Below are 18,661 nucleotides of genomic sequence, written 5' to 3' on the forward strand. Positions count from 1 at the left end.
CGTCCGTCGAGACAGTTCCGGCAGCAGCAAAGGCCAAGGAAATGAGTGCAGCTGATTCAGGACAGGTCGGCGGCCGCACCGCCCGGGGCCGCCGGTCTGCCGAGAAACCCGTAAAGGTCTCGCGCGCCGGACGCAATCTGCCTGCTGCCATCGCTGTTGGCGTGATCTTGCTCGGCTCCCTGCTTAGCGGCCTCCTCTTTTTCCCTTTCGCCATTGTGATTATTGCGGTCGGCTTCGCTGCCGTCGGCGTCTGGGAAGTCAACCGTGCGCTCGAAGTGCGCGGCATGAAAGTGCCGCAGGTGCCGGTGCTGGTCGGTTCCGTGGCGCTGCCGTTCGCGGCGTTCTTCGGCGGCACAGAAGCATTGGCCTTTGCGATGGTCGCAACGTCCGTTGCCATCCTCCTGTGGCGGAGCATCGACACCGCTGCCGAAGCGATCCAGAGCATCCTCGCCGGTATTTTCGTGGTTCTCTGGGTGCCGTTCCTGTTGAGCTTTGCGCTCCTGCTGCTGCGCGAACCCGATGGACAGGTTCGAGTCGCCGTACTGCTCCTGCTCGTGGTCTCCAATGACACCTTCGGCTACCTGGTAGGTGCCTTCTTCGGTAAGCACCCGATGGCGCCGAAGATCAGCCCGAAGAAGTCCTGGGAAGGCTTTGCAGGCTCTGCCGTCGGCGCCGCCATCGTCGGCGTCGGGGCTGCAGTCCTGTTCCTGGACCAGCCCTGGTGGTTCGGCGTGGTGCTCGCAGTGGCGACAGTGGCCGCGGCCACCGCCGGCGACTTCTCCGAGTCCATGGTCAAGCGGGAACTCGGGGTAAAGGACATGTCCAACCTCCTGCCGGGACACGGCGGTGTAATGGACCGGCTGGACTCCGTGGTCTTCGCCTCCCCGGTGGTGTTCCTGCTGTCGGTGCTGCTCTCTACGGCTTCCTAGCAGGAGCAACCGTAACGGTCCGGCAACGGCCGGTGTGCCGGATCACGTCCACGGCACGGGCATCGTAAGATGTTTGAGAGTTTTCAGACGATGCCCGGCAGGCGCCCTGTAGGGACAACCGGCTCCAGCGGCAATAACTCCGCGGGGAAAAACCACAGAGGAACAATTTATTCATGGACGATGTGCGGCAGGCCAGTGCCCCTTTCGAACGCGTGGGACGACGGGACTACGGCTACAACATCCGCCAGGTCGATGAGTTCCTGACGAAAGCCAGGAACTACTACAACTCGGATTCCACGTCGGCTAATCCGGTGACCAGCGCGGACGTCCGGTCCATGGCGTTCGACCCGGCGAAGGGCGGTTACGAGCCGCAGGCGGTGGACGCCGCGCTGGACCGGCTGGAGGACGTTTTCGCCCAGCGGGAACGGGACCGCCTGATTTCCGACCGCGGCGAAGAAGCCTGGCTGCTGCAGATCGGGCGGATGTCCGCGGTCCTCAGGGCCCGCCTGCACCGCAAGCCGGGGGAGCGGTTCCGCCGCCCCGGAAGGAAACGCGTCACCAGTTACAACGTCGAGGACGTTGACGCACTGTGCAACGAACTCCTGGGATACTTCGAACACGACCGGCCCCTCAGCGTAGACGTGGTGCGCCGCGCCGTCTTCCGTGAGGCCAAGGGCGAGCAGGGATACGAGGAAAGCCAGGTGGATGCCTTCCTCGACCGGGTGGTCGAACTGATGGCTTCCATCGACTAGGTGGTCCTAGCGGGCCCCTGTTCCTGTCCCCGGCCGGGGCCGATCCAGTGGTTCCGGCGTGTGCAGCTGCGCCATGAACTTTGCCGTTCCGTCCGGCGCTGATCCGGCGGTCAGCCGGGACACCACCACCATCACGGCAAACGCTGCGGGAACTGTCCAGGCCGCGGGCTGTTCGATCCAGGCGGGTACGCCGGCACCCGCCCGCGGCAGGATGGCCGCGGCGGCCATTGCCCCGCCGCACAGCAGCGCGCCGGTCAGCATTCCCGCTCCGGCGCCCGCCGCCGTCAGTCGGCGCCACCAGATGCCCAGCACCAGCAGCGGGCACAGGGTGGAGGCCGTGAATGCGAAAACCGTGCCGATGCTGCCGGCCAGCGCGGAGGATTCGGTCAGCAGGGCAATGACCAGGGGGACGACGGCGGCCAGCACGGCGGAGACCCGGAACCCGCCGACACTGCCGCGGAAGAACTCCTGGCTGATCACTCCCGCGAGCGAGACCGTCAGCCCGCTGCTCGTGGAGAGGAACGCCGCGAATGCCCCAGCCGTGACCAGGGCCGCCAGCAGGTCGCCGGTGGCGCCGTCGAACACCCGCCCCGGCAGCAGCAGCACGGTCGCATCCGCGGCACCTCCGGCGGCCAGGTCCGGGGTATAGATCCTGCCCAGCACGCCGTAGGTGATCGGGAAGATGTAGAAGAGCGAGAGCAGCCCCAGGACAATCAGGGTGGTCCGCCGGGCGGAGGGGCCGTCGGGGTTGGTGTAGAAACGGACCAGCACGTGGGGGAGTCCCAGGGTGCCGCAGAGCAGGGCGATGCTCAGCGAAATATTGCGGTACAGCGGAGCGTGGGTTTCCGGGTTCAGTGCCTCCGCCAGGATCTGCCCGCCGCCGGCCGGCGGGCCGTCACCGGCGAGGCGGAAGAGGACGAACAGCACCGGTACGGCAATCGCCACCAGCTTCAGCCAGTACTGGAAAGCCTGCACAAACGTGATGGAGCGCATCCCGCCGGTCACCACGCTGAGGCAGACAACGCCGGTGACCACCAGACAGCCGATCTCCGCGGGCAGCCCGGTGGTGATGCGCATGGTCAGCGCCGCACCGTGCAGCTGCGGCACAATGTACAACCAGCCGACGGCGATCACCAGCAGGCTGGTGAGGCGCCGCACGGGGAGCGACTCCAGCCGGGCCGAGGCGAAGTCCGGCACCGTGTAGGCGCCGGACCGGCGCAGCGGCGCCGCGACGAAGAGCAGGAGCATGAGGTAGCCGCCGGTGTAGCCGATGGGGAACCAGAGCGCGTCCACCCCGGAAGCGACAATCAGCCCCGCCACACCCAGGAAGCTGGCTGCCGAGAGGTATTCGCCGCCGATGGCCGAGGCGTTCCACCAAGGTTTCACCGTCCGGGAGGCAACATAGAAGTCGCTGGTGGTCCGCGAGATCCGCAGGCCGTAGAAACCGATCAGCAGGGTCGCGGCGGAAACCAATGCCAGCGCCGTGTAGCCGATGCCGGGGTTCATGCCTGCGGCCACATCCCAGTTCACCGGCTACCGTCCGTCCACCAGGTCGCGGTACCGGTTCTCGTTCCGCTGGGCACTCAGCACGTAGAGCAGCCCGCAACCGATGACCAGCGGATAAACGCCGACGCCGAGCAGGATCCACGGAGCAGGGACACCGAAAACGGACAGTTCGGCAATCACGGGCAGGAAAGCCAGCAGCACCGGAACGCTGAGCAGGATCAGCAGGAAGCCGCCGCCCACCACCAGCGCCAGCCGGAGCTGGCTGCGGATCAGGGAACCGATGATCAGCTCGCCCACCTCGGACTGCTCGTCCAGCTCCCGGGACACCGGGAACGGGGCCGCGCCCGTGCCCGGTGCGGTCACCCGGACGCGCCGGGAACCAGGTTCGGCGGCGGGAGTGGATTCCCCGGTCACTGCGTGGGCCGGACGCGGCCGGCGGCGAGTGTGTTGCGCACGGCGGGCAGATGCCGCCGGCTGACCGGAAGGTCCACCTCGCCCAGCCGCACGCTTGCCCGCCCTCCGGTCAGCCGTACCTGGCGGATGTGGGTCCGGGCCACCAGGAAGGACCGGTGGATGCGCACGAACCCGGCACCGGCCCACTGCTCCTCCAGGTCCGCCAGCGGAACCCGGATCAGGTAGCTGGCGTCCGCGGTGTGCAGCCGGGCATAGTCGCCCTGCGCCTGGACGTAGCGGATGTCGCCGCGGGGGATAATCCTCGTCGTCGCGCCCTGGACCACCGTGACGACGTCGGCGTCCTCCGGTTCGGCGTCGGCCGCGAGCTCGCAGATCCGGCGGACCGACTCGGAGAGCCGCTCCGGCCGGACGGGTTTCAGCAGGTAGTCGAGGGCGGCGAGGTCAAAGGCCCGCAGTGCCTGGTCCTCATCCGCGGTCACGAAGACGACGGCGGGCGGACGCTCGCGCCGGCCCAGCGCCTTAGCGATGTCCAGGCCGGAGAGGGCCGGCATGTGGATGTCGAGGAAGACGGCGTCGACGTCGCGGGTCTCGATTTCGTGCAGTGCCTGGGCGCCGCTGGCGGCCCGGTGGACCGTGCCGATCCGGGCATCCAGGCCCAGGAGGTAGGCGAGCTCCTCGACGGCGGGGGCTTCGTCGTCGGCCACTACCACGGTGAGCGGCCGGAGAGGTTTGCGCATGGAGAACAGGTTACGCGTTCGTGGGCCGGTTCTCCGGCTGCGACTTGGGTACCCGCATGGTGATCAAGGTGCCGGCACCGGGTGCCGTGTCAATGACGAGCCCGTGCTTTTCGCCGTAGACCTGCCGCAGCCGTACATCCACGTTCCGCAGGCCCACATGGTCCCCGTCGGCGTGGCCGGCCAGGACGGAGCGGAGGTACTCGGGGTCCATGCCCACCCCGTTGTCCTCGATAGTGATGACGGCGTCCGCTCCGGCGTCGACGGCGGCAATGCTGATCCGGCCCTGCCCGTCCTTGGTCTCCAGTCCGTGGCGGACGGAATTCTCCACCAGCGGCTGCAGGGACAGGAACGGGATGACCGTACCCAGTACCTCCGGGGCAATCTGCAGGGCCACTTTCAGCCGCTCGCCGAAGCGTGCCCGTTCCAGCAGGAGGTACCGGTCCACGGATTCCAGTTCCTGGGCGATGGTGGTGAAGTTGCCGTGCCGGCGGAAGGAATAGCGGGTGAAATCCGCGAACTCAACCACCAGCTCCCGGGCACGGGCCGGGTCCGTATTGATGTAGGACGCGATCGCGTTCAGCGAGTTGTAGATGAAGTGCGGACTGATCTGTGCCCGCAGTGCCCGGACCTCGGCCTCCATCAGCTGCGCGCGGGAGGCATCCAGCTCCGCCAGCTCCACCTGCGTGGCGAGCCAGGCCGCCACCTCGTTGGCTGCCCGGACCAGGCCGGCGCGGACGGTCGGGGCGAACACGGCGACGGTCCCGAGGGTCTGGCCGTTGACCGGCAACGGGGAGACCAGCAGCTCGCCGCAGTCCTCCATGCCCAGGGCGCGCAGTGCGGCGCCGCGGAAGACGCGTGTCCGGCCGGATTCGAGCACCAGCGCCGCTGCCGACAACAGCCGTTGGCGGCGGAACGGAGTGTCGCTGACCGCGCCGTCCCACGCCAGCACGGCGGATGCATCGGTGATCACCAGGGTGTCGCAGTCCAGCAGGTCGCGCAGGTGCCGGCTGGCCTTGCGGGCGCCGGCCGGGGTCAGGCCGGCCCGCAGATGCGCCGAGGCGAGCGACGCCGTGTGGAGGGTTGAGTAGGTGGCCTGCTCGGCGTCGGACCCCAGATCCCGCTGCGAACGGCTGAGCCGAAAGCCCAGCGCGCCCACGACGGCGACGGTCAGCACGGCAACGGCGCAGACCAAGGCAATATCGACGGCGGGACTGAGCATGGACCAACCCTAACGGCCCGTCCGGCCGGAACGCCGTTCATCGCTGTTCAACGCCGTTCATCGCCGTTCACCGCACGGAACCAACCGTTCACCGACGCCGCGGGGCGGCGGATCGACACCGTGCCGGGACTATAGGAAAGTGATCAGCGTCACAGCTTGCACAGCGTCGTGTCCTGACCTCCACAGGTGGATGCCGCGCGGCGGGCCCCACTAGAGGAGGAACAATGGCTGAAGAGCAGCCGGTTTCACACGCTGCGCACCCGGAACAGGTGGACTTCCGGGACGTCCAGAGCTCGCCTGAGTTCCAGGAACTCCGCAAGCGCCAGCGCAGCTTTATTTTCCCCATGGCCGTGGTTTTCCTGGTCTGGTACTTCGCGTACGTCCTGCTGGCCGACTACGCCCACGACTTCATGTCGACCCCGGTGATCGGGAACATCAACATGGGACTGATCCTCGGCCTGCTCCAGTTCGTGAGCACGTTCGGCATCACCATGTGGTACGTCAGCTACGCCAACCGCAAGATGGACCCGATTGCGGCGGATCTCCGCCGTGACCTTGAGGCCCACGGAGTAAGCCGCCCGGAGGAGACGAAGTGAACAGCCTGCACATTTCCGCCGCCACCGAAGTGACGGCCGAGTCCATCAAGGACACCGGCCTGCTCAACATGGTCATCTTCGGTGTCTTCGTGGCCGTCACCCTCGTGGTGGTGCTGCGCGCGAGCCGCAACAACAAGACGGCGGCCGACTACTACGCCGCCGGCCGGTCCTTCACCGGACCGCAGAACGGCACCGCCATTGCCGGCGACTACCTCTCGGCGGCGTCCTTCCTCGGCATTGTCGGGGCCATCGCCGTGAACGGCTATGACGGCTTCCTGTACTCCATCGGCTTCCTCGTTGCCTGGCTCGTCGCCCTGCTCCTGGTCGCTGAAATGCTGCGCAACACCGGCAAGTTCACCATGGCCGATGTGCTCTCCTTCCGCCTTAAGCAGCGGCCGGTGCGCATTGCCGCAGCCATCACCACGCTGGCGGTCTGCTTCTTCTACCTGCTGGCCCAGATGGCCGGTGCCGGCGGACTGGTCTCCCTGCTTATGGGGATTGACAGCAAGGTCGGTCAATCCGTGGTCATCACCGTCGTCGGCGCCCTGATGATCATCTATGTACTGGTCGGCGGCATGAAGGGCACCACCTGGGTGCAGATCATCAAGGCCTTCCTGCTGATTGTCGGCGCGGCCGTCATGACCGTCTGGGTCCTGGCCCTGCACGGCTTCAACCTCTCCGAACTGCTGGGTGCCGCCGTCGAAACCACCGGCAACCCCGCCATCCTGGATCCGGGACTGCAGTACGGCAAGTCGGACACCTCCAAGCTGGACTTCGTCTCCCTCGGCCTGGCTCTGGTGCTCGGCACCGCCGCCCTGCCGCACGTGCTGATGCGCTTCTACACGGTCCCCACCGCCAAGGAAGCCCGCCGGTCCGTTGTCTGGGCCATCTGGCTGATCGGCATCTTCTACCTCTTCACCCTGGTCCTGGGCTACGGCGCCGCGGCGCTGATCGGTTCAGACGCCATCAAGAGCGCTCCGGGCGGCGTGAACTCCGCAGCACCCCTGCTGGCCTTCGCGCTCGGCGGGCCGGTACTGCTGGGACTGATTTCCGCCGTCGCCTTCGCCACCATCCTCGCGGTGGTCGCGGGGCTGACCATCACGGCAGCTGCTTCGTTCGCCCATGACATCTACGCCAACGTCATCCGCAAGGGAGAGGTGGACGCAGACGGCGAGGTCAAGGTAGCCCGCACCACGGTAGTGGTGATCGGTATCATCTCGATCCTCGGCGGCATCGGCGCCCAGGGGCAGAACGTGGCCTTCCTGGTGGCCCTCGCCTTCGCGGTGGCGGCCAGTGCCAACCTGCCCACGATTATCTACTCGCTCTACTGGCGGAAGTTCTCCACCCAGGGCGCGCTGTGGAGCATGTACGGCGGCCTCGGCTCCGCGATTGTGCTCATTGCCTTCTCGCCGGTCGTCTCCGGCGCGGAAACTTCAATGATCGCCGGCGCGGACTTTGCCTGGTTCCCGCTGAACAACCCGGGCATCGTGTCCATCCCGCTGGCCTTCTTCCTTGGCTGGCTGGGCACCGTGCTGGACAAGAACACCGAATCCGCCGTCAAGCAGGCGGAGATGGAAGTCCGGTCCCTGACCGGCGTCGGCGCCGAGAAGGCCGTCGACCACTAGGGGGCAACAGCCTCGGCAAAAGGCAGGTTCCGCTCAGGCGGGGCCTGCCTTTGCCGTTGCCGGGGCCTGGTCCCGCCGTTCGGGGGCCGACGACGGCGGCTGCGGCAGCCCTGCTCCGCGGCGCAGCAGGGGAGCGGCGCGCAGGGGAATGAGTTCACCCATGGCCAGATTGGTGTCGCAGCGCTGGACGCCGTCCACGGCGAGGATCTGCTTGTTGATGCGGAACAGGTCTTCGGCGTCTGCAGCTACGACGCGCAGCAGGATGTCCGCGTCCCCGGTGAGGCCGTGCGCTTCGACAACCTCGGGCAGCCCGGCCAGGTCTTCGGTGATCCGCGCCAGGCTCGGCTGGTGGACATGGACATGCACAAACGCCATCAGCGGGTAGCCGAGCGCGGCAGTGCTGATCCGGCGTTCAAACGGCAGGAACGCTCCTTTGCGTTCCAGTCCGGCCAGCCGGGCCTGGACGGTGTTGCGGGAGAGGCCGAGGACCGCCGCCAGGGCCACGGCCGTACGTGTTGAATCCTCCGCCAGGGCAAGGAGGAGGCGTAGGTCCGTGGTGTCGAGGGGCTGCATAGTGCGCAACGCTAGCACGGTGTTTTGGCCGTTTACAGGGCAGGATGCTCGGTCTTTGCCGGAATGGTTGTGCCGGGTGCTGAGTGTGAGTAGGGTCACATGTACCCGGGCAATGGAGCCCGGGGTCGGTTTGGCCCCGCCACCCCAGAGGCCCAAACACGGAAGGATGCGTATCCAAGTGTCCCTGCATACCCCGGTGCGGCACCCGGAAAACTCCGGCAGCTCACCCACCGACCCATACGTACAGCTTGTCACCCCCGACGGCGTCCGTACCCCGGACCCCCTGTATGACCGCTGGGTCGAGGATATCGACGGCGCCCGGCTGCAGGAGCTCTACATCGACATGGCGGTCATCCGCCGGATAGATACCGAAGCCACCGCCCTGCAGCGGCAGGGCGAGCTGGGGCTGTGGCCTCCGCTGCTCGGCCAGGAAGCCGCACAGATCGGCTCCGTACGGTCCCTGCGCTCCTCCGACTTCGTTTTCCCCAGCTACCGGGAGAACGGCGTGGCTTTCTGCCGCGGTGTGGACGTGGGCGACCTGATGCGGGTCTGGCGCGGCAATGCCGGCGCCGGCTGGGATCCGTATCAAGTGAACATGGCGCCCACCCAGGTCATTATCGGCGCCCAGGCACTGCACGCCGCCGGTTATGCCATGGGCATCACCCGCGACGGTACCGATGACGCGGTGATCAGCTACTTCGGCGACGGCGCCACCAGCCAGGGGGACGTCCACGAGGCGATGGTCTTCGCCGCGAGCTTCAACTCGCCGGTCGTTTTCTTCTGCTCAAACAACCAGTGGGCCATCTCCGAACCGGTCACGCTGCAGGCACAGGTACCCATCGCCAACCGCGCCCCGGGCCTCGGCATCCCGTCCATCCGGGTGGACGGCAACGATGTCCTTGCGGTTATGGCCGCAACCCGGGAGGCACTGGACCGGGCCCGCTCCGGCAACGGACCGACCTTCATTGAAGCGGTCACCTACCGGATGGGTCCGCACACCACGGCAGACGACCCCACGCGCTACCGGGACCAGGCCGAACTGGAACGGTGGCGGCGAAAGGATCCGCTGTCCCGGCTGCAGGCATTGCTGGCCTCCATGGGGCTGTTCACCGACGGGTTCGCCGCCGAAGCCAGCCGCCGGGCCGACGACGTGGCTGCCGAGCTGCGCGCCGCGTGCCTCGGGATGCCGGATCCGGTGCCCGCGGATGTTTTTGCCCATGTCTATTCCGAGCCCAACTCCTGGCTGGACCGCCAGCAGGAGCAGTACTCGCGCTATCTCAGCGGTTTCGCTGGCGAGGAGAACCGTTAATGACCAGCATGACTTTCGGGCGGGCGATCAACGCCGGCCTGCGCCGGGCAATGGAACAGGATCCCCGCGTCCTTATTATGGGCGAGGACGTCGGCAAACTCGGCGGCGTCTTCCGGATCACCGACGGACTCCAGAAGGACTTCGGTCCGCTGCGCGTCGTGGACACCCCGCTCGCCGAGTCCGGGATCATGGGCACAGCCGTGGGGCTGGCGTTCCGCGGCTACCGCCCCGTAGTGGAGATCCAGTTCGACGGCTTCATCTACCCGGCGTTCGACCAGATAGTTTCCCAGGTGGCCAAGATGCACTACCGGACCCGCGGAGCTGTGAAGCTGCCGCTGACCATCCGGGTGCCGTTCGGCGGGGGCATCGGCTCACCTGAACACCATTCCGAATCACCCGAGGCCTATTTCACCCATACCTCGGGGCTGCGCGTCATCAGCGTGTCCAACCCGCAGGACGCGTACACAATGATCCAGCAGGCCATCGCTTCCGACGATCCGGTGCTCTACTTCGAGCCGAAGCGGCGCTACCACGTCAAGGGGGAGGTGGACGAGGCAGCGGCACCGCAGCTGCCCATGGGTTCCGCCCGGGTCCTGAACGAGGGGAGCGACGTGACACTGGTCGCCTACGGCCCTCTTGTCCCCACCGCCCGTGACGCCGCAGTCGCGGCCTCGGATGAGGGCGTCTCGGTGGAGGTCATCGACCTGCGCTCGCTCGCACCCGTCGACTTCGCCACCGTGGAGGCCTCCGTGCGCAAGACCGGACGGCTGGTGATCACCCACGAGGCGGCCCAGTCCGGCGGCCTGGGCGCGGAAATCGCGGCCAGCATCACCGAGCGCTGCTTCGAGTACCTCGAGCATGCTCCGGTGCGGGTCACGGGCTTTGACATCCCGTATCCGCCCTCCCGGCTCGAGTCCCACCACCTGCCGGACCTCGACCGCATCCTCGACGGAGTGGACTGCGCCATGGACCGGCCCAGTTCCCTGGCCGGCGCCGTTTCCGGATCGGCGGCGAGCTGATGCTGCGCGAATTCCGCCTCCCCGATCTGGGGGAGGGGCTCACCGAGTCCGAGATCCTGAACTGGCACGTCAGCGTGGGGGACATAGTCCAGCTGAACCAGGTAATTGCCGATGTGGAAACCGCCAAGGCGGTGGTGGAGCTGCCATCCCCGTATGCCGGGACAGTGGCGCACCTGCACGAACAGGCCGGAACGGTGGTCGAGGTCGGATCCCCGATCGTTTCATTCGAGGTAGCGGTGCCTGCGGGTGCCGATGCAGAAGCGGCCGGTGAGCCGGTGCAGGCCAAGCGGGAGCCGAACCTGGTGGGGTACGGTGCGGTGCCGGATGCCACCGGCCGCCCCGCCCGACGACGCCGCGGGGCGGCTCCTGCCCCGGGACCCGTATCTGCCGCGGTGCCTGCACCTGTGGCTGCAGCTGCACCCGTGCCTACACCCGCGCCTGATCCCGAGCAGGAGCGTCCGCGCTCCACCCCGCCGGTCCGCAAGCTGGCCCGGGATATGGGAGTGGATCTCACCCAGGTACAGGGCTCCGGCCCGGGCGGGCTCGTGGTGCGTACCGACGTCGTCCGTGCTGCTTCACCCGCCGCCGAAACGGAGCCAACGTCCGTATTTGACTCCGCCGCTGCCGTGCCTGCCCCGCCGGTGCCGGAGGGACGGGAGGAACGGATCGCCATCTCCGGCATGCGGAAGCACACTGCTGCCGCCATGGTGGCCAGCGCCTTCACTGCTCCCCATGCCACGGTGTTCCTCACGGTGGACGTCACTCCCACCATGGAACTGCTGGAACGGCTCCGGCAGCAGCCGGCCTTCAACGGCTTGAAGCTGTCTCCGCTGACGATGGCAGCCAAGGCGGTTTGTCTGGGGCTGAAGCGTTTCCCGTCGCTGAATTCACGGTGGGATGAGTCCGCGAGGGAAATCATCCGCTACAACTACGTGAACCTCGGCATTGCCGCGGCCACGCCGCGCGGGCTGATGGTTCCCAACATCAAGGATGCCCAGACAATGAGCCTGCATGGCCTGGCTGCTGCGGTGACATCCCTGGCACAGACCGCACGGGAGGGCAGGACGCAGCCCGCGGACCTGGCAGGCGGGACCATCTCCATCTCCAACGTGGGCGTGTTCGGCGTCGACACCGGAACGCCCATCCTGAATCCGGGAGAGGCAGCCATCCTGGCGCTGGGGGCCGTCCGCCGGCAGCCGTGGGAGTACAACGGAGCCATTGCCCTGCGCTCGGTAATGACCCTGAGCCTCTCCTTTGACCACCGGCTCGTCGACGGCGAGCAGGGGGCAGGGTTCCTGAGCGAAGTGGGAGCCGTGCTGGCCGAGCCCGCACTGGCACTGGCCATGGCGTAGAAGCGTTTAGACGCATCAAGGGCCGCCTGCGGAGAAATCCGCAGGCGGCCCTTGGCCCTGCCGCACCCGGTGCCCGGCGACGGTGCCAGTTTCGGTGCCCGGCGGCGGGGCCCGCTTCGGTGCCCGGAACGGCGGCAACGAAATCCCTTGCTCGCAGAGCTCGCCGGGATATTAAAGCCGCCTTATCCGGGCGCCGACGTCGGACCCGTTCCGTTCCCGGGGCGGACGCTGCCCGGCCTTTCCTTCGTTTTGTCCAGATCCCTCCGGATTGTCCGGATCCCTGCGCAGCGCGACGTAGGGATTGTCACAAACCGTAGGGATTCCGACAAACCGAAGGGAATCCGTTCCCGGTGCCCTGAAATCACGCGCTTCCCGGTCCTGCGTGGCAGGAAAGTCGTGGGAGCTAGGCCAGCTCGAGCTCGAGTTCCTTGACCACGGCGCCGCGGGCATTGGCGAAGCCCTGCGTTTCACCGATGACGGTGAAGCCGTATTTCTCCAGGATGCGGATGGAACTGACGTTGTCCGCAACGGCACGTGCCCGGACCGGGCGTTCGGCGAATTCCTCCAGGAACAACCCCACCGCCGCGGTGGTGATGCCCTGCCCCCAGTGCGCCTTGTCGATCCAGTAGCTGATCTCGGGAATGTCGCCGTCACGGTAGGCAAGGATGCTGCCGACCACTTCGCCGTCGGCCACAATGGTGCGCACGGTGACGGTCGGATCGTTCAGGATGCTCTGCCAATGGTGGTCAAAGACGCCGCGGTCCGCCGGGTTCTTGGCGCTGAACGCGGCCATATGGTTGGCACTCGGGTCCAGCTGGTGGGAGAAAAACTCCTCCAGGTCGGCGGGAACTACGGCACGAAGCTCAATCACGGCAGGTCTTTCTGCTCGGGGGGTGGAGTTCTGCCTGCCGGGAAGCCGGCAGGCCTGACAGCTATCGGACGTTCAAGGCCGCCCACGCCATTCTATCGAGCAGCGTACGCAGCCTTGCCGTCTCGCGGGCGCTGATCCGGCCGCGGACAGTATGGGAGGTGGAATTGATCAGGCCGAAGACACCCTGGGCCCGGTGGCGCAGCAACGGCAGGTCGGAGCCGGGGTGCAGCGCGGAAAGCGCGTCCACCCAGACCTCGACGTACTGGCGCTGCAGGGAGCGTACCCGCCGCTCGTCGCTTTCCGGCAGGCTGCCCAGATCCCGGTCCTGGACCCGGATCACGTCCGCCTGTCGCAGCGCGAAATCAACCTGGAATTCCACCAGGCCGCGCAGGGCGATTTCCGGGGTCGAAGATTCGGCGACCACCGCCTTCCCGCCCTCCAGCAGGTCCTCGCTGACACCGATCAGCAGGGCGGAGAGCACTGCAGGTTTGCCGCTGAAATGCCGGTAGACCGCCGGTCCGCTGACCCCTGCGGCGGCACCGAGCTCCTCAATGGAGACACCGTTGTAGCCGCGTTCGGCAAACAGGGATGCGGCGGCGTCGAGCATTACTGCCCGCCGGGAGGCCTTCGCTTGGCTGCGCCCGGTCATTCGGGCCTCCGCTGTTGCTTCGTCTTTTGCTACGTCCATTCCCACCCCTTCTGATTGGACTGCGCATTTATTCCTATTGTGGTGGACAGGTGAGTTAATAACCAATAACCTGACTTGGGTTAGGGGTTATTAACTCAGCTTAGTGCTGGTTTTCCCTCGCCACTGTTGCAGAAAGACGTCAATGGAGACACTGAAATCCGGCTTGGACACGGCTTCGGCCGCGTTTGCCGCCAATGCCGCGGCGCAGCAGGCGCTGGTACAGGAGCTGCGCGGACGGCTGGCGGACGCCGCCGCCGGCGGACCGCAGCGTTCCCGCGAGCGGCACACCGCACGCGGAAAGCTGCTGCCCCGCGAGCGGGTCATCCGTCTCCTGGACGAGGGCAGCCCGTTCCTTGAAGTGGCACCGCTGGCCGCCGCGGACATGTACGACGGCGAGTGCCCCGGTGCGGGACTGATCGCCGGCATCGGCCTGGTGCAGGGCCGGCAGGTGATGATCCTGTCCAATGACGCCACGGTCAAGGGCGGAACGTACTACCCGATGACGGTCAAAAAGCATCTGCGGGCACAGGAAATCGCCCTGGAAAACCGGCTGCCGTGCATTTACCTGGTGGACTCCGGCGGGGCTTTCCTTCCCCGGCAGGACGAGGTTTTTCCCGACCGTGAGCATTTCGGCAGGATTTTCTTCAACCAGGCGCAGATGTCCGCGCGGAAGATCCCGCAGATCGCCGCCGTCCTGGGCTCCTGCACCGCCGGCGGAGCCTATGTGCCGGCAATGAGCGACGAAACGGTGATCGTGCGCAACCAGGGGACGATCTTCCTGGGCGGCCCGCCGCTGGTGAAGGCCGCCATCGGCGAGATCGTCACCGCGGAGGAACTCGGCGGCGGAGACGTGCACTCCCGCACCAGCGGCGTCACCGACCATCTGGCCGAAAACGACGCCCACGCCCTGGAGATAGTGCGCAGCATCGTGGAGACCTTCCCGCAGCAGGAACCCGTGTGGGACATTGCCGAGTCCCGGCCGCCCGCCGAGGACCCCGCGGAGATCTACGGCACCGTTCCCACCGACCTGCAGACCCCCTATGACGTACGCGAACTGATCGCCCGCCTGGTGGACGCCAGCGAGTTCCACGAGTTCAAGAAGGAGTACGGCACTACCCTGGTCACGGGGTTCGCCCGGCTGCACGGCCACCGGATCGGCATCGTCGCCAACAACGGCGTGCTGTTCAGCGAATCCGCGCTCAAGGGCGCCCACTTCATTGAGCTGTGCGACCAGCGCGGCATCCCGCTGGTGTTCCTGCAGAACATTTCCGGGTTCATGGTCGGCCGGGACTACGAAGCGGGCGGAATCGCCAAGAACGGCGCCAAGATGGTCACCGCGGTGGCCACCTGCCGGGTTCCCAAGCTGACGGTGGTGGTGGGCGGTTCCTTCGGCGCCGGGAACTACTCCATGTGCGGGCGGGCGTACTCGCCGCGCTTTATGTGGATGTGGCCGGCGGCCCGGATTTCCGTCATGGGCGGGGCCCAGGCATCGTCGGTCCTGGCCACCGTCAAGCGGGACCAGCTCGAGGGCCGCGGCGAGGAATGGCCGGCGGAGGACGAGGAAGCCTTCAAGGCCCCGATCCGCGAAACCTACGAAACCCAGGGCAGCCCCTATTACTCCACGGCACGGCTGTGGGACGACGGCATCATCGACCCACTCGACACCCGCACCGTCCTGGGCCTGGCCCTGGACGTCTGCGCCAACGCACCCCTGCCGGAGACCTCCTTCGGCCTGTTCCGGATGTGAGCGACTATGACCCCGCAGCCCTATAACGCCGCACCGCTTTTCGACACCGTCCTGGTCGCCAACCGCGGCGAAATCGCCTGCCGCGTGATCCGCACCCTGAAGACGCTGGGGATCCGGTCGGTGGCCGTCTACAGCGACGACGACGCCGGTGCCCGCCATGTGCGCGAAGCCGACCTCGCGGTCCGGCTCGGGCCGGCACCCGCCCGGCAGAGCTACCTCTCCGTGGACGCAGTGCTCGCCGCCTGCCGCAGCACCGGGGCGAAGGCAGTGCATCCCGGCTACGGTTTCCTGAGCGAAAACGCGGACTTCGCCTCCGCCCTGGCAGATGCCGGAATCACCTTCATCGGCCCGCCGGTCCGGTCCCTTGATCTGATGGGGGACAAGATCCGCGCCAAGAACCATGTACAGGCGCACGGCGTGCCGGTGGTTCCCGGGATCGCCGAACCGGGCCTGGACGATGCCCGCCTGCTGGCCGCCGCGTCCGACGTCGGCTATCCCCTCCTGATCAAGCCCTCCGCCGGCGGCGGGGGCAAAGGCATGCAGGCTGTGCAGAACCCCGCCGACCTGCCTGCGGCGCTGCAGACGGCCCGGCGGGTGGCCGCGTCGGCCTTCGGCGACGACACCCTGTTCCTGGAACGGCTGGTCTCCTCACCCCGGCACATCGAGGTGCAGATCCTCGCGGACACGCACGGGAACGTCGTCCATCTGGGGGAGCGGGAATGCTCCCTGCAGCGGCGGCACCAGAAAGTCATCGAGGAAGCACCCTCCGTGCTGCTGGATGCGGCCACCCGGGAACGCATCGGCGAGGCGGCGTGCAATGCCGCCCGGTCCGTGGATTACACCGGCGCGGGAACCGTGGAGTTCCTGGTGTCCGACGCCGCTCCGGACGAGTTCTTCTTTATGGAAATGAACACCCGCCTGCAGGTGGAACATCCGGTGACCGAAATGGTCACCGGCGTGGACCTGGTGGCCGAGCAGATCCGCATTGCCGCCGGTCATCCGCTGTCCCTCAAACAGGAAGAGGTCACCCTCACGGGGCATGCGGTGGAAGCCCGGATCTACGCGGAGGACCCGGAGCGGGACTTCCTGCCGACGTCGGGCTCGGTGCAGTGGCTGCGCGAACCCGCCGGCGACGGCGTCCGGGTGGATTCCTCCCTGCTGCCCGGACTGGCCGTTTCCTCCAGCTATGACCCGATGCTGGCCAAGGTCATCGCCTGGGGGCCGGACCGTGCTGCCGCACTGGCCCGCCTGGACACGGCGCTTGCGGGTACCGCAGTGCTGGGCATCGGCACCAACGTGGAATACCTCCGGTTGCTGCTGGCCGATCCCGATGTCCGCGCCGGACGGCTGGACACCACCCTGATCGAGCGGCGCCTGCCCGGACTGAAGTTCCGGTCCCCGCAGGTTCCCGAACTCGCCGCTGCCGCCCTGCTGTACGCGCAGGAGCTGGCGGACACGGCGTCGGGTTCTCCCTGGCGGAGGGCGGACGGCTGGCGGATCGCCGGCAGCGGTGCGGGCGGCGGGAACGGAAACGCCGGAGGCACGCCCCTGCACCTGGTCTTTGCCGCCCCCGTTCCCGGCGGTGACGACGTCGAAGTGGGCGTTACCGGCACCGCACGGGACGCTACGGTGCGGATCGGCGGGACCACACACACCGCCTCCCTGCCGGCAGGCAGCGGAACCCGGGACGGGGGACGCGTGAGCGTTTCCCTGGACGGGGTCCTGCACAGCTTCACTGTTGCCGCCGAACCGGAAACCGGGGCGTTCTGGCTGGCCGGAGGAACGGCCGGCGAGCTGTTCACGGTCCGGCTGCGCCTGCGCAGCCGGCGCGAGCAGCTGGACCGGCACATGGCGGCAGCCGGACGCGTTGCCGGCGAGGCGGACCCGGTGGTGCGCTCGCCGATGCCGGGCACCGTCGTCGCGGTAGCCGTGGCGGACGGGGACCGGGTACCCGCCGGGGCGCCGCTGCTCAGCGTCGAAGCCATGAAGATGGAACACCAGCTGCGGGCACCCATGGCCGGCATCGTCTCCCTCGGCCTGAAGCCCGGAGACCTGGTGAAGGCCGATCAGGTCCTGGCCACACTCACGCCGGAAACGGAAACGGATTCCGTCACCGACGCCGCAACAGACCCGCACAACGAACAAGGAGCAGACCATGCCCGACTTTGAACTCAGCGAGGAATACCAGGATCTCTCCGACACGGTGCGCGACTTCGCTGACGAAGTCATCGCCCCCGTGTCCGCCCAGCACGACGCGGAGCACAGCTTCCCGTACAAGGTCATCGCCCAGATGGGGGAGATGGGACTGTTCGGGCTGCCCTTCCCGGAGGAATACGGCGGCATGGGCGGCGACTACTTCGCCCTGGCCCTGGCGCTGGAACAGATCGCCCGGGTGGACCAGTCCGTGGCCATCACCCTGGAAGCCGGCGTCTCGCTCGGTGCCATGCCCGTGTACCGGTTTGGCAATGAGGAGCAGAAGCAGCAGTGGCTGCCCCTGCTCGCCAGCGGCGAAGCGCTCGCAGGATTCGGCCTCACCGAACGCGAGGCAGGCTCCGACGCCGGGGGCACCAAGACCACCGCCCGGCTCGAGGACGGACAGTGGGTCATCAACGGCAGCAAGGAGTTCATCACCAACTCCGGCACCGACATCACCCGCCTGGTGACCGTCACGGCCGTGACTGACACCGTCACCGAGCCGGACGGTTCCGTCCGGAAGCTCATCTCCACCATCCTCGTGCCGACCGAAACCCCCGGCTTCACGGCTGAAAAGCCGTACAACAAGGTGGGCTGGAATGCCTCGGACACGCATCCGCTGACCCTCACCGACGTCCGGGTGCCCGAGGCGAACCTGCTGGGTGCCCGGGGGCGGGGCTTCGCGAACTTCCTGCAGATCCTGGACGAGGGCCGCATCGCCATCGCGGCGCTGGCGACCGGTGCCGCGCAGGGGTGCGTGGATGAATCCCTGCGGTACGCCAAGGAACGCGAGGCGTTCGGCGCGGCCATCGGCACCTACCAGTCCATTTCCTTCAAGATCGCACGCATGCAGGCACGGGCCCACACGGCCCGCCTGGCCTACTACGATGCCGCCGCCCGCATGCTCGCCGGACGCCCGTTCAAGACGCAGGCGGCGATCGCCAAGATGGTGGCCGGAGAAGCGGCCATGGACAACGCCCGCGACGCCACCCAGATCTTCGGCGGCTACGGTTTCATCAACGAGTTCCCGGTGGCCCGGCATTACCGCGATTCCAAGATCCTGGAAATCGGTGAGGGAACTACTGAGGTGCAGTTGATGCTGATTGCCCGCAGTATGGGCCTGTGACAACC

At 67.3% G+C, this 18,661-nt stretch carries 17 protein-coding genes; 10 read left to right on the forward strand and 7 right to left on the reverse strand.

Going from position 1 to position 18,661, the window contains the following annotated elements; genetic code table 11:
• The first annotated feature begins 41 nt into the window (after positions 1-41).
• Positions 42-929, forward strand: a complete 888-nt coding sequence (locus tag N2L00_RS05200; RefSeq protein WP_255767146.1) for a phosphatidate cytidylyltransferase — start codon at positions 42-44, stop codon at positions 927-929.
• Between the two features lie 173 nt (positions 930-1,102).
• Entirely contained in the window at positions 1,103-1,681 is a 579-nt protein-coding gene (locus tag N2L00_RS05205) for a DivIVA domain-containing protein (protein WP_255767147.1), read from the forward strand.
• Positions 1,682-1,687: 6 nt separating this feature from the next.
• On the opposite strand, the gene N2L00_RS05210 is transcribed toward N2L00_RS05205, so the two are convergent.
• Genes N2L00_RS05210 through N2L00_RS05225 form a run of 4 tightly spaced genes read right to left on the reverse strand, consistent with a single transcriptional unit; the run spans position 1,688 to position 5,557 of the window.
• Positions 1,688-3,187 carry a cation acetate symporter gene (locus N2L00_RS05210; RefSeq protein WP_255767277.1) on the reverse strand — a complete coding sequence of 500 codons (1,500 nt, stop codon included), beginning with the start codon at positions 3,185-3,187 and terminating at the stop codon, positions 1,688-1,690.
• A 27-nt stretch (positions 3,188-3,214) separates the two neighbouring features.
• On the reverse strand, positions 3,215-3,601 hold the full coding sequence (locus N2L00_RS05215) for a hypothetical protein (protein WP_255767148.1): 387 nt from the start codon (positions 3,599-3,601) through the stop codon (positions 3,215-3,217).
• Entirely contained in the window at positions 3,598-4,338 is a 741-nt protein-coding gene (locus N2L00_RS05220) for a LytTR family DNA-binding domain-containing protein (RefSeq protein ID WP_255767149.1), read from the reverse strand. Before N2L00_RS05220 ends, N2L00_RS05215 begins: the two co-directional genes overlap by 4 nt.
• 10 nt (positions 4,339-4,348) lie before the next feature.
• Entirely contained in the window at positions 4,349-5,557 is a 1,209-nt protein-coding gene (locus N2L00_RS05225; RefSeq protein WP_255767150.1) for a sensor histidine kinase, read from the reverse strand.
• Positions 5,558-5,781: 224 nt separating this feature from the next.
• Between N2L00_RS05225 and N2L00_RS05230 the strand changes: the two genes are divergently transcribed.
• Both N2L00_RS05230 and N2L00_RS05235 read left to right on the forward strand, forming a co-directional pair.
• Entirely contained in the window at positions 5,782-6,153 is a 372-nt protein-coding gene (locus N2L00_RS05230; RefSeq protein WP_255767151.1) for a DUF485 domain-containing protein, read from the forward strand.
• Between the two features lie 68 nt (positions 6,154-6,221).
• Positions 6,222-7,778: a cation acetate symporter gene (locus N2L00_RS05235; protein WP_255863564.1), complete on the forward strand. Its 1,557-nt coding sequence runs from the start codon at positions 6,222-6,224 to the stop codon at positions 7,776-7,778.
• A gap of 33 nt (positions 7,779-7,811) precedes the next feature.
• Here N2L00_RS05235 and N2L00_RS05240 read toward each other — a convergent pair whose 3' ends face one another.
• Positions 7,812-8,351 (reverse strand): Lrp/AsnC family transcriptional regulator, encoded by a 540-nt coding sequence (locus N2L00_RS05240; RefSeq protein WP_255863377.1) that lies wholly within the window; start codon positions 8,349-8,351, stop codon positions 7,812-7,814.
• Between the two features lie 166 nt (positions 8,352-8,517).
• Between N2L00_RS05240 and pdhA the strand changes: the two genes are divergently transcribed.
• Genes pdhA through N2L00_RS05255 form a run of 3 tightly spaced genes read left to right on the forward strand, consistent with a single transcriptional unit; the run spans position 8,518 to position 12,031 of the window.
• Positions 8,518-9,660: a pyruvate dehydrogenase (acetyl-transferring) E1 component subunit alpha gene (gene pdhA, locus N2L00_RS05245; protein ID WP_374676616.1), complete on the forward strand. Its 1,143-nt coding sequence runs from the start codon at positions 8,518-8,520 to the stop codon at positions 9,658-9,660.
• Positions 9,660-10,679: an alpha-ketoacid dehydrogenase subunit beta gene (locus N2L00_RS05250; RefSeq protein WP_255767153.1), complete on the forward strand. Its 1,020-nt coding sequence runs from the start codon at positions 9,660-9,662 to the stop codon at positions 10,677-10,679. Before pdhA ends, N2L00_RS05250 begins: the two co-directional genes overlap by 1 nt.
• Positions 10,679-12,031, forward strand: coding sequence for a dihydrolipoamide acetyltransferase family protein (locus N2L00_RS05255; RefSeq protein WP_255767154.1), 1,353 nt, complete (start codon positions 10,679-10,681; stop codon positions 12,029-12,031). The genes N2L00_RS05250 and N2L00_RS05255 overlap by 1 nt, the downstream gene beginning before the upstream one ends.
• A 403-nt stretch (positions 12,032-12,434) precedes the next feature.
• Here the strand turns inward: N2L00_RS05255 and N2L00_RS05260 are convergent, their stop codons facing one another.
• Together N2L00_RS05260 and N2L00_RS05265 are read right to left on the reverse strand one after the other, a co-directional pair.
• Positions 12,435-12,902, reverse strand: coding sequence for a GNAT family N-acetyltransferase (locus N2L00_RS05260; protein WP_255863376.1), 468 nt, complete (start codon positions 12,900-12,902; stop codon positions 12,435-12,437).
• A 61-nt stretch (positions 12,903-12,963) separates the two neighbouring features.
• On the reverse strand, positions 12,964-13,590 hold the full coding sequence (locus N2L00_RS05265; RefSeq protein WP_255767155.1) for a TetR/AcrR family transcriptional regulator: 627 nt from the start codon (positions 13,588-13,590) through the stop codon (positions 12,964-12,966).
• A gap of 142 nt (positions 13,591-13,732) precedes the next feature.
• On the opposite strand from N2L00_RS05265, the gene N2L00_RS05270 reads away from it, so the two are divergent.
• From N2L00_RS05270 to N2L00_RS05280, 3 genes are read left to right on the forward strand one after another with little or no spacing between them, the layout of a single operon-like run.
• Positions 13,733-15,337 (forward strand): carboxyl transferase domain-containing protein, encoded by a 1,605-nt coding sequence (locus N2L00_RS05270; protein WP_255767156.1) that lies wholly within the window; start codon positions 13,733-13,735, stop codon positions 15,335-15,337.
• Between the two features lie 6 nt (positions 15,338-15,343).
• On the forward strand, positions 15,344-17,506 hold the full coding sequence (locus N2L00_RS05275) for a biotin carboxylase N-terminal domain-containing protein (RefSeq protein ID WP_255863375.1): 2,163 nt from the start codon (positions 15,344-15,346) through the stop codon (positions 17,504-17,506).
• Positions 17,493-18,656 carry an acyl-CoA dehydrogenase family protein gene (locus N2L00_RS05280; protein ID WP_229953186.1) on the forward strand — a complete coding sequence of 388 codons (1,164 nt, stop codon included), beginning with the start codon at positions 17,493-17,495 and terminating at the stop codon, positions 18,654-18,656. Before N2L00_RS05275 ends, N2L00_RS05280 begins: the two co-directional genes overlap by 14 nt.
• The last annotated feature ends 5 nt before the right edge of the window (positions 18,657-18,661 follow it).

The sequence above is a fragment of the Arthrobacter sp. zg-Y1171 genome (genome assembly GCF_025244845.1).
Taxonomy (GTDB): Bacteria; Actinomycetota; Actinomycetes; order Actinomycetales; family Micrococcaceae; genus Arthrobacter_B.

What these genes read in the sequence shown, in the direction of transcription:
- N2L00_RS05200 (WP_255767146.1), top strand. Translation starts at nt 42, where the DNA reads ATGAGTGCAGCTGATTCAGGACAGGTCGGCGGCCGCACCGCCCGGGGC.
- N2L00_RS05205 (WP_255767147.1), top strand. Translation starts at nt 1,103, where the DNA reads ATGGACGATGTGCGGCAGGCCAGTGCCCCTTTCGAACGCGTGGGACGA.
- N2L00_RS05210 (WP_255767277.1), bottom strand. Translation starts at nt 3,187, where the DNA reads ATGAACCCCGGCATCGGCTACACGGCGCTGGCATTGGTTTCCGCCGCG.
- N2L00_RS05220 (WP_255767149.1), bottom strand. Translation starts at nt 4,338, where the DNA reads ATGCGCAAACCTCTCCGGCCGCTCACCGTGGTAGTGGCCGACGACGAA.
- N2L00_RS05225 (WP_255767150.1), bottom strand. Translation starts at nt 5,557, where the DNA reads ATGCTCAGTCCCGCCGTCGATATTGCCTTGGTCTGCGCCGTTGCCGTG.
- N2L00_RS05230 (WP_255767151.1), top strand. Translation starts at nt 5,782, where the DNA reads ATGGCTGAAGAGCAGCCGGTTTCACACGCTGCGCACCCGGAACAGGTG.
- N2L00_RS05235 (WP_255863564.1), top strand. Translation starts at nt 6,222, where the DNA reads ATGGTCATCTTCGGTGTCTTCGTGGCCGTCACCCTCGTGGTGGTGCTG.
- N2L00_RS05240 (WP_255863377.1), bottom strand. Translation starts at nt 8,351, where the DNA reads ATGCAGCCCCTCGACACCACGGACCTACGCCTCCTCCTTGCCCTGGCG.
- pdhA (WP_374676616.1), top strand. Translation starts at nt 8,518, where the DNA reads ATGCGTATCCAAGTGTCCCTGCATACCCCGGTGCGGCACCCGGAAAAC.
- N2L00_RS05250 (WP_255767153.1), top strand. Translation starts at nt 9,660, where the DNA reads ATGACCAGCATGACTTTCGGGCGGGCGATCAACGCCGGCCTGCGCCGG.
- N2L00_RS05255 (WP_255767154.1), top strand. Translation starts at nt 10,679, where the DNA reads ATGCTGCGCGAATTCCGCCTCCCCGATCTGGGGGAGGGGCTCACCGAG.
- N2L00_RS05265 (WP_255767155.1), bottom strand. Translation starts at nt 13,590, where the DNA reads ATGGACGTAGCAAAAGACGAAGCAACAGCGGAGGCCCGAATGACCGGG.
- N2L00_RS05270 (WP_255767156.1), top strand. Translation starts at nt 13,733, where the DNA reads ATGGAGACACTGAAATCCGGCTTGGACACGGCTTCGGCCGCGTTTGCC.
- N2L00_RS05275 (WP_255863375.1), top strand. Translation starts at nt 15,344, where the DNA reads ATGACCCCGCAGCCCTATAACGCCGCACCGCTTTTCGACACCGTCCTG.
- N2L00_RS05280 (WP_229953186.1), top strand. Translation starts at nt 17,493, where the DNA reads ATGCCCGACTTTGAACTCAGCGAGGAATACCAGGATCTCTCCGACACG.